Origin of the sequence: Jatrophihabitans sp. (assembly GCF_035474675.1) — a bacterium.
Lineage (GTDB): Bacteria > Actinomycetota > Actinomycetes > Mycobacteriales > Jatrophihabitantaceae > Jatrophihabitans_A.
In genome coordinates this window covers 1-7,721 of sequence record NZ_DATINC010000169.1, presented here as the reverse complement: position 1 = coordinate 7,721, position 7,721 = coordinate 1, and the positions used below count along the sequence as shown (strand labels likewise).

Below are 7,721 nucleotides of genomic sequence, written 5' to 3'. Positions count from 1 at the left end.
AAGGGCCCGAAGATCCGGATCCACAAGTTCAAGAACAAGACCGGCTACCACAAGCGCATCGGCCACCGGCAGAAGCTGTCGCAGGTCAGGGTCACCGGCATCGAGAGCGGAAAGAAGTAGAGCCATGGCACACAAGAAGGGTGCATCCAGCTCCCGCAACGGCCGGGACTCGCACGCCCAGCGGCTGGGCGTCAAGCGCTTCGGCGGCCAGCTGGTCAACGCCGGCGAGATCATCGTCCGGCAGCGCGGCACCAAGTTCCACCCCGGTGACCTGGTCGGGCGCGGCGACGACGACACGCTGTTCGCGCTGGCCGCGGGCAACGTCCAGTTCGGCAGCCGGCGGGGCCGCAAGACCGTGAGCATCGTGCCGGTCGAGGTCTGATCCCCACTAGCAGTTCCTGCGTCGGAGCGGGCACCGGGATTCCCCGGGCCCGCTCTTGGCGTTAGAAGACCGAGTACTCGAGACAGAAGGAGCACCCGCGTGGTGAGTTTCGTCGACCGGGTGGTGCTGCACGTCACCGCCGGCAACGGCGGGCACGGCTGCGCCTCGGTGCACCGCGAGAAGTTCAAGCCGCTCGGCGGCCCGGACGGCGGCAACGGCGGCCGCGGCGGCGACGTGGTGCTGGTGGTGGACCCGCAGGTGCACACGTTGCTCGACTTCCACCACCACCCGCACCAGAAGGCCGGCAACGGCCGGCCGGGCGCGGGCAAGCACCGCAGCGGCGCCGACGGCGCGGACCTGGAGCTGACGGTGCCCAACGGCACCGTGGTGCACGCCGCGGACGGCACCGTGCTGGCCGACCTGACCGGGGCCGGCCGCCGGTACGTGGTGGCGCACGGCGGCCGGGCCGGCCTGGGCAATGCCGCGCTGGCCTCCCCGCGCCGGAAGGCGCCCGGTTTCGCCCTGCTCGGCGAGCCCGGCGAGGCCCTGGACGTGGTGCTCGAGCTGAAGTCGGTGGCCGAGGTCGGCCTGGTGGGCTTTCCGTCGGCCGGCAAGTCCTCGCTGATCGCCGCGCTGTCGGCGGCCCGGCCCAAGATCGCCGACTACCCGTTCACCACCCTGGTGCCCAACCTGGGCGTGGTCAGCGCGGGGGAGACCACCTTCACCGTCGCCGACGTCCCCGGCCTGATCCCCGGCGCCGCCCAGGGCAAGGGCCTGGGGCTGGACTTCCTGCGCCACGTCGAGCGGTGCGCGGTGCTGCTGCACGTGCTGGACTGCGCGACCCTGGAACCGGGCCGGGACCCGGTCAGCGACCTGGAGGCCATCGAGGCGGAGCTGGCGCAGTACCAGTCCAGCCTCGGTGACCTGCTGGAGCGGCCGCGGCTGGTGGCGCTGAACAAGGTCGACATCCCCGAGGCCCGCGAGCTCGCCGAGTTCGTCACCGAGGAGCTGACCGGGCGGGGTTACCGGGTCTTCGAGGTCTCCGCGGTCGCCCGCACCGGGCTGCGCGAGCTGACCTTCGCCCTCGCCGAGCTGGTGGAGCAGTACCGCGCCGGCCAGGAGGCGCTCCCGCCGGCTCCGATCGTGCTGACGCCCAGGGCCGTAGACGAGTCCGGCTTCACCGTCGAAGCCGACCCGGACGAGCCCGGCGCGTTCGTGGTGCGCGGCGCCAAGCCGGAACGCTGGGTCCGCCAGACCCAGTTCGACAACGACGAGGCGGTCGGTTACCTGGCCGACCGGCTGGCCCGGCTCGGGGTGGAGGAGGAGCTGGCCCGGCTCGGAGCGCAGCCCGGCGCCAGCGTGACGATCGGCGACTACGTCTTCGACTTCCAGCCCACCGGCGGCATGGCCGACGAGGAGTACACGCCGACCCGCCGGGGCGCCGACGACCGGCTGGACATCTCCGGCCGCCCGAACGCCGATGCCCGACTGGCGTCGAAGAAGGCCCGCCGGGTGCACGTCAGCGACGAGGAGCTCCTGCTCGAACGCGCGGCCTCCGAGCAACCCTGATGGACGGCCAGCCGGCCGGTCGGGAGCTGATCGCCGCCGCGGCCCGCACCGTGGTCAAGGTCGGCTCGTCCTCGCTCACCTCCCGCGGCCGGTTGCAGGCCAGCCGGCTGGACGCCCTGGTCGACGCCCTGGCCGCCCGGCGGGCCGCCGGCCGGCAGGTGGTGCTGGTGTCGTCCGGGGCGATCGCGGCCGGCATGGCGCCGTTGGGGCTGCGCTCCCGGCCCCGGGACCTGGCCACCCAGCAGGCGGCCGCCAGCGTCGGCCAGCTGCTGCTCGCCGAGCGCTACGCCGCCTCCTTCGCCCGGCACGGGCTGACCGTCGGGCAGGTGTTGCTGACCGCCGAGGACCTGCACCGGCGCGGGTCCTACCGCAATGCCGTGCGCACCCTGGAACGGCTGCTGGCGCTCGGCGTGATCCCGATCGTGAACGAGAACGACACGGTGGCCACCACTGAGATCCGGTTCGGCGACAACGACCGGCTGGCGGCGCTGGTCGCCCACCTGGTCCGTGCCGACGCGCTGGTGCTGCTGTCCGACATCGAAGGCCTCTACACCGCCGACCCGCGCCGGCCGGGTGCGACGCTGGTCGCCGAGGTGGCCGACCCCACCCAGCTCGCCGCGGTGCGGATCACCGGCACCGGCTCCGGAGTCGGCACCGGCGGCATGTCCACCAAGATCGACGCGGCGCTGATCGCCGGCGGGGCGGGCATCCCGGTGCTGCTGGCCGCCGCCGGTGCGGTCGCCGATGCGCTGGCCGGCATCGGCGGCACCTACTTCACGCCGCCGGGGCAGCGCACCGCCACCCGACTGCTGTGGCTGCGCCATGCCACCAGTCCGCGCGGCCGGCTGCTGCTGGACGCCGGTGCGGTGGCCGCAGTGGTGGGCAACCGGGCCTCGCTGCTGGCGGCCGGGATCACCGCGGTGGCCGGCGACTTCGCCGCTGGCGACCCCGTGGAGCTGGCCGGCCCGGACGGCACCGTGGTGGCCCGCGGGCTGGTGGCCTTCGACAGCGAGGACCTGCCCGGGCTGCTCGGTAGGTCCAGCCGGGATCTGCCGGCCGACCTGCGCCGCGAGGTCGTGCACCGCGACGACCTGATCGTGCTGTAGCCGGCGGCCTTACCCTCGAAGCATGACTACGGACGCGATCGCCGAGGCCGGCGAGCAGGCCGACCCGGGCTCGGCAGCGGTCCGCGCGGTGGCTTCACGAGCCCGCGAGGCGGCCTTCGAGCTGGCCCAGCTGGCCCGGGCGGACAAGGACCGGGCGCTGCACGCGATGGCCGACGCCCTGGACGGCGCCACCGCCGAGCTGCTGGACGCCAACGCCGCCGACGTGGCCGCGGCCCGCGCGGACGGCACCGCCGAGCAGCTGGTGGACCGGCTGGCGCTCACGTCCGACCGGCTGGCCGCCATGGCGCAGGGCCTGCGCGAGATCGCCGCGCTGCCGGATCCGGTGGGCGAGGTGGTGCGCGGCTACACCCGTCCCAACGGCCTGGAGCTGCGCCAGCTGCGGGTGCCGTTCGGGGTGGTGGCGATGGTGTACGAGGCCCGGCCGAACGTGACCGTGGACGCCGCCGGCCTGAGCCTGAAATCCGGCAACGCCGCCCTGCTGCGCGGTTCGGCGAGCGCGGTCCGGTCCAACCGGGCGCTGGTGGCGGTGCTGTCCGAGGCGGCCGCCAAGGCCGGGCTGCCGGCCGAGGCCGTGCAGCTGGTGCCCGGCACCGACCGGTCCAGCGTCGGGCACCTGCTGCGGGCCCGCGGACTGGTCGACGTGGTCATCCCGCGCGGCGGCGCCGGCCTGATCCGCTACGTGGTGGACCACGCCGAGGTGCCGGTGATCGAGACCGGCACCGGCAACGTGCACATCTACGTCGACGCCGCGGCCGACCTGGAGATGGCCGAGCGGATCGTGCTGAACGCCAAGATCTCCCGGCCCAGCGTGTGCAACGCCGCGGAGACGCTGCTGGTGCACCGCGCGGTGGCGGCCGAGTTCGTCCCCCGGATCGTCGCGGCGCTGCACCAGCGGGGCGTGCGGGTGCACGGCGATGCCGAGTTCGCGGCGGCCGATCCGGCGGTGCTGGCCGCCACCGAGGACGACTGGCAGACCGAGTACCTCGACCTGGACCTGGCCGCCCGGGTAGTGGCCGACGTCGACGAGGCGATCGGCCACATCCGGCGCTGGTCGTCGGGCCACTCCGAGGCGATCGTCACCGCAGATCTCGCCACCGCCCGGCGCTTCGTGGCCCGGGTGGACTCCGCCGCGGTGCTGGTCAACGCCTCCACCCGGTTCACCGACGGCGCCGAGTTCGGCTTCGGCGCCGAGATCGGCATCTCCACCCAGAAGCTGCACGCCCGCGGCCCGATGGGGCTGGCCGAGCTCACCACCACCAAGTGGGTGGTCTACGGCGACGGGCAGGTCCGCGGCTGAGCCGTCCGGCCTGCTGTTGCCACTGCGGGGTGGACACAGGCGGGGTGTGATGTTCGAATGGACTCGCTATACCGCGCGTCACATGTTCCGCACACCATCTGGGTGCGGGGTATGTGACGTTTCACACCTAGGGGGGAAGGCATTACATGACATCTCGACTCAGGCGCCTCGCTGGCGTCTTGTTCGTGATCCTCGGTCTGACCATCGGCTCGATGGGCAGCGCGCAGGCCGTTACCGGCGGCGAGCCGGACGGCAACCGGCATCCCAACGTCGGACTGATCCTGTTCTACTCACCCGACGGCCGGTTCCGCTGCTCGGCGACGCTGGTCACGCCCACCGTCCTGCTCACCGCCGCCCACTGCACGGTGGACACCGTGGGCAAGACCCTGGTCGACTTCCGCTCGGTGGTAGCCAACGAGCCGCCGACCGGTTACCCGGTGGCAGCCAACCCGGCCGCCGGCTACATCCAGGCCGAGATCGAGGCGGCCGGCTTCCTGTCCGGCACCGCCTACGCGCACCCGGACTACTCCAACTTCACCGACCTGGACAACTGGAACGACGTCGGCGTCATCGTGCTCGACCACCCGGTGACCGACATCGCGCCGGCACCGCTGGCACCGTTGAACTACCTGGACGCCTACGCCCAGCCGGTGCTGAACCACACCCTGTTCACCTCGGTCGGCTACGGCACCGAGGTGCGCAAGCCGGACTCCGGCCCGCAGAAGCCCACTCCGGAGAGCTACCCGCTGATCCGGCGGTTCGCCGTCCAGCCCGGGCAGAAGCTGACCGACCAGATCCTGCAGCTCAACGGCAACATCAACGACAACCGGGGCACCGGCGGCACCTGCTTCGGCGACTCCGGCGGCCCGACCTTCCTCAACGGCTACGTGGTCACGGTGACCAGCTACAGCTACACCAACAACTGCCGTTACCTCGGTGGCTACCAGCGGGTGGACATCGAGATCGTGCAGGACTGGCTGGCGACGTTCGGGGTTTTCCCGGCCACCGCTTGATCGGTTCTGCAGCCTGATCGGCTGACCTGACCGGAGCCGGGGCCGGCCGCCATCGCGCGGCCGGTCCCGGCTCCGCCGTTTGGTACCCGGCTGGTGGTAGCCGTTCGGTCGGGCGTTCGTCGCGGTCGTTCGCGTATCCTGTCGCTGGGCCGGCGCCGTCCCATGCATGCCAACCCTCTCCAGGGAGACAGCCATGGGCGACACCACCGGATTTCTCAAGCACGGCCGCGAGCTTCCCCGCCGCCGGCCGGTCGCGGTCCGCATCTCCGACTGGCGCGAGGTGTACGAGCCGGCCGACGAGGCCGTCACCCGCACCCAGGCCAGCCGGTGCATGGACTGCGGCATCCCGTTCTGCCACTCCGGCTGCCCGCTGGGCAACCTGATCCCGGAGTGGAACGACCTGGTCTACCGCGACCGCTGGCACGAGGCCGCCGACCGGCTGCACGCCACCAACAACTTTCCCGAGTTCACCGGACGGCTGTGCCCGGCGCCCTGCGAGGCGTCCTGCGTGCTGGGCATCAGCCAGGAGCCGGTCACCATCGAGCAGGTCGAGAAGGAGATCGCCGAGCGGGCCTGGGACCGCGGCTGGGTGCCTCCGCTGCCCGCCGACCGGCCGACCGGCAAGCGGGTCGCGGTGGTGGGCTCGGGCCCGGCGGGGCTGGCCGCCGCCCAGCAGCTGACCCGGGCCGGCCACCAGGTCGAGGTGCTGGAGCGCGCCGACCGGATCGGCGGCCTGCTGCGCTACGGCATCCCCGAGTTCAAGATGGAAAAGCGGGTGATCGACCGGCGGATCGAGCAGTTGCGCGCCGAGGGCATCGTGTTCCGGACCGGCGTCGAGGTCGGCGTGGACCTGTCCGCCGACGAGCTGCGGGCCGGCTACGACGCGGTGCTGCTGGCCGGCGGCGCCACCGCCTGGCGGGACCTGGCCATTCCCGGCCGGGATCTGGCCGGCGTGCACCAGGCGATGGAGTACCTGCCGCTGGCCAACCGGGTGCAGCAGGGCGACCTGGCCCGCTCGCCGATCTCGGCGGCCGGCAAGCGGGTGGTCATCATCGGCGGCGGGGACACCGGTGCCGACTGCCTGGGCACCGCGCACCGGCAGGGTGCGGTGTCGGTGCACCAGTTCGAAATCCTGGCCCGGCCGCCGCAGGTCCGGTCCGAGGCCAACCCGTGGCCGACCTGGCCGGTGCTGCTGCGGACCGGCTCGGCGCACGAGGAGGGCGGCGAGCGGGTGTTCGCGGTGAACACCGAGCGCTTCCTCGGCGACTCCGAGGGCCGGTTGCGGGCGCTGCGGGCGCACCAGGTGGAACTGCTGGACGGCCGGTTCGTACCGGTGCCGGGCAGCGACTTCGAGCTGGACTGCGAGCTGGTGCTGCTGGCGATGGGCTTCTCCGGCCCGGAACGCGGCGCGCTGCTGGCCGGGCTCGGGGTCGAGCTGACCGACCGGGGCACCGTGGCACGCGACGCCGGGTTCGCCACCAGCGTCGACGGGGTGTTCGTGGCCGGCGACATGGGCCGCGGCCAGAGCCTGATCGTCTGGGCGATCGCCGAGGGACGCTCGGCCGCGGCGGCCGTCGACCGCTGGCTGACCGGGCAGTCCACGCTGCCGGCCCCGATCACCCCGACCACCGCCGCACAGCGCTGAGCCTTGCCCGGACGGGGTCGCGCGGCGCTGAGCCTCGCGGGCGGGAATCCGGCCGCCCCCTAGGATGCGGCCCATGACCGCTCAGACCCAGGCCGGCGGCTGGCCTGCGGCAACGCCCGAGGACCGGACCCGCCGGGTCGGCATCATGGGCGGCACCTTCGACCCGATCCACCACGGCCACCTGGTGGCCGCCAGCGAGGTCGCCGACCTGTTCGAGCTCGACGAGGTGGTGTTCGTCCCGACCGGCCAGCCGTGGCAGAAGGCCGAGCGCGAGGTCAGCCAGGCCGAGCACCGGTACCTGATGACGGTGGTGGCGACCGCGTCCAACCCCCGGTTCTGGGTGAGCCGGGTGGACATCGACCGGCCCGGCCCCACCTACACCGTCGACACGGTGCGCGACATCGCCGCGATCCGGCCGGGGGCGGAGCTGTTCTTCATCACCGGGGCGGACGCGCTGCAGGCCATCCTGTCCTGGAAGGACGCCGACGAGCTGTTCCGCAGCTGCCACCTGGTCGGGGTGACCCGTCCGGGCTACCACCTGTCCGGCGACCACCTGCCGGCCGACATCGTCACCCTGCTGGACGTCCCGGCGATGGCGATCTCGTCCTCGGCGGTGCGGCAGCGGGTGCACGCCGGCCGGCCGGTCTGGTACCTGGTGCCGGACGGGGTGGTGCAGTACATCGCCAAG

The 7,721-nt window shown here is 73.0% G+C and carries 8 protein-coding genes; all 8 read left to right on the top strand.

The features are described from left to right. Positions 1-120 (top strand): bL21 family ribosomal protein (locus VLJ82_RS19810; RefSeq protein WP_408665092.1); only part of this gene is annotated, 120 nt, incomplete at its 5' end. Between the two features lie 4 nt (positions 121-124). Further along, positions 125-382, top strand: coding sequence for a 50S ribosomal protein L27 (gene rpmA / locus VLJ82_RS19805; protein ID WP_408665091.1), 258 nt, complete (start codon positions 125-127; stop codon positions 380-382). A gap of 99 nt (positions 383-481) precedes the next feature. Next, on the top strand, positions 482-1,951 hold the full coding sequence (obgE, locus tag VLJ82_RS19800; RefSeq protein ID WP_408665090.1) for a GTPase ObgE: 1,470 nt from the start codon (positions 482-484) through the stop codon (positions 1,949-1,951). Further along, positions 1,951-3,057, top strand: coding sequence for a glutamate 5-kinase (proB, locus tag VLJ82_RS19795; protein WP_408665089.1), 1,107 nt, complete (start codon positions 1,951-1,953; stop codon positions 3,055-3,057). Before obgE ends, proB begins: the two co-directional genes overlap by 1 nt. A 22-nt stretch (positions 3,058-3,079) precedes the next feature. After that, positions 3,080-4,375 (top strand): glutamate-5-semialdehyde dehydrogenase, encoded by a 1,296-nt coding sequence (locus tag VLJ82_RS19790; protein WP_408665088.1) that lies wholly within the window; start codon positions 3,080-3,082, stop codon positions 4,373-4,375. A 185-nt stretch (positions 4,376-4,560) separates the two neighbouring features. After that, the gene (locus VLJ82_RS19785; protein WP_408665087.1) at positions 4,561-5,388 is read left to right on the top strand and encodes a trypsin-like serine protease; all 828 of its coding nucleotides are present in this window, start codon (positions 4,561-4,563) and stop codon (positions 5,386-5,388) included. A 193-nt stretch (positions 5,389-5,581) separates the two neighbouring features. Then, positions 5,582-7,033 (top strand): glutamate synthase subunit beta, encoded by a 1,452-nt coding sequence (locus VLJ82_RS19780; RefSeq protein WP_408665086.1) that lies wholly within the window; start codon positions 5,582-5,584, stop codon positions 7,031-7,033. A 73-nt stretch (positions 7,034-7,106) separates the two neighbouring features. Continuing rightward, the coding region (gene nadD, locus VLJ82_RS19775; protein WP_408665085.1) for a nicotinate-nucleotide adenylyltransferase at positions 7,107-7,721 on the top strand (615 nt) is incomplete at its 3' end.

Coding starts and splice junctions, on each gene's coding strand:
- rpmA (WP_408665091.1), top strand. CDS start 125: ATGGCACACAAGAAGGGTGCATCCAGCTCCCGCAACGGCCGGGACTCG.
- proB (WP_408665089.1), top strand. CDS start 1,951: ATGGACGGCCAGCCGGCCGGTCGGGAGCTGATCGCCGCCGCGGCCCGC.
- VLJ82_RS19790 (WP_408665088.1), top strand. CDS start 3,080: ATGACTACGGACGCGATCGCCGAGGCCGGCGAGCAGGCCGACCCGGGC.
- VLJ82_RS19780 (WP_408665086.1), top strand. CDS start 5,582: ATGGGCGACACCACCGGATTTCTCAAGCACGGCCGCGAGCTTCCCCGC.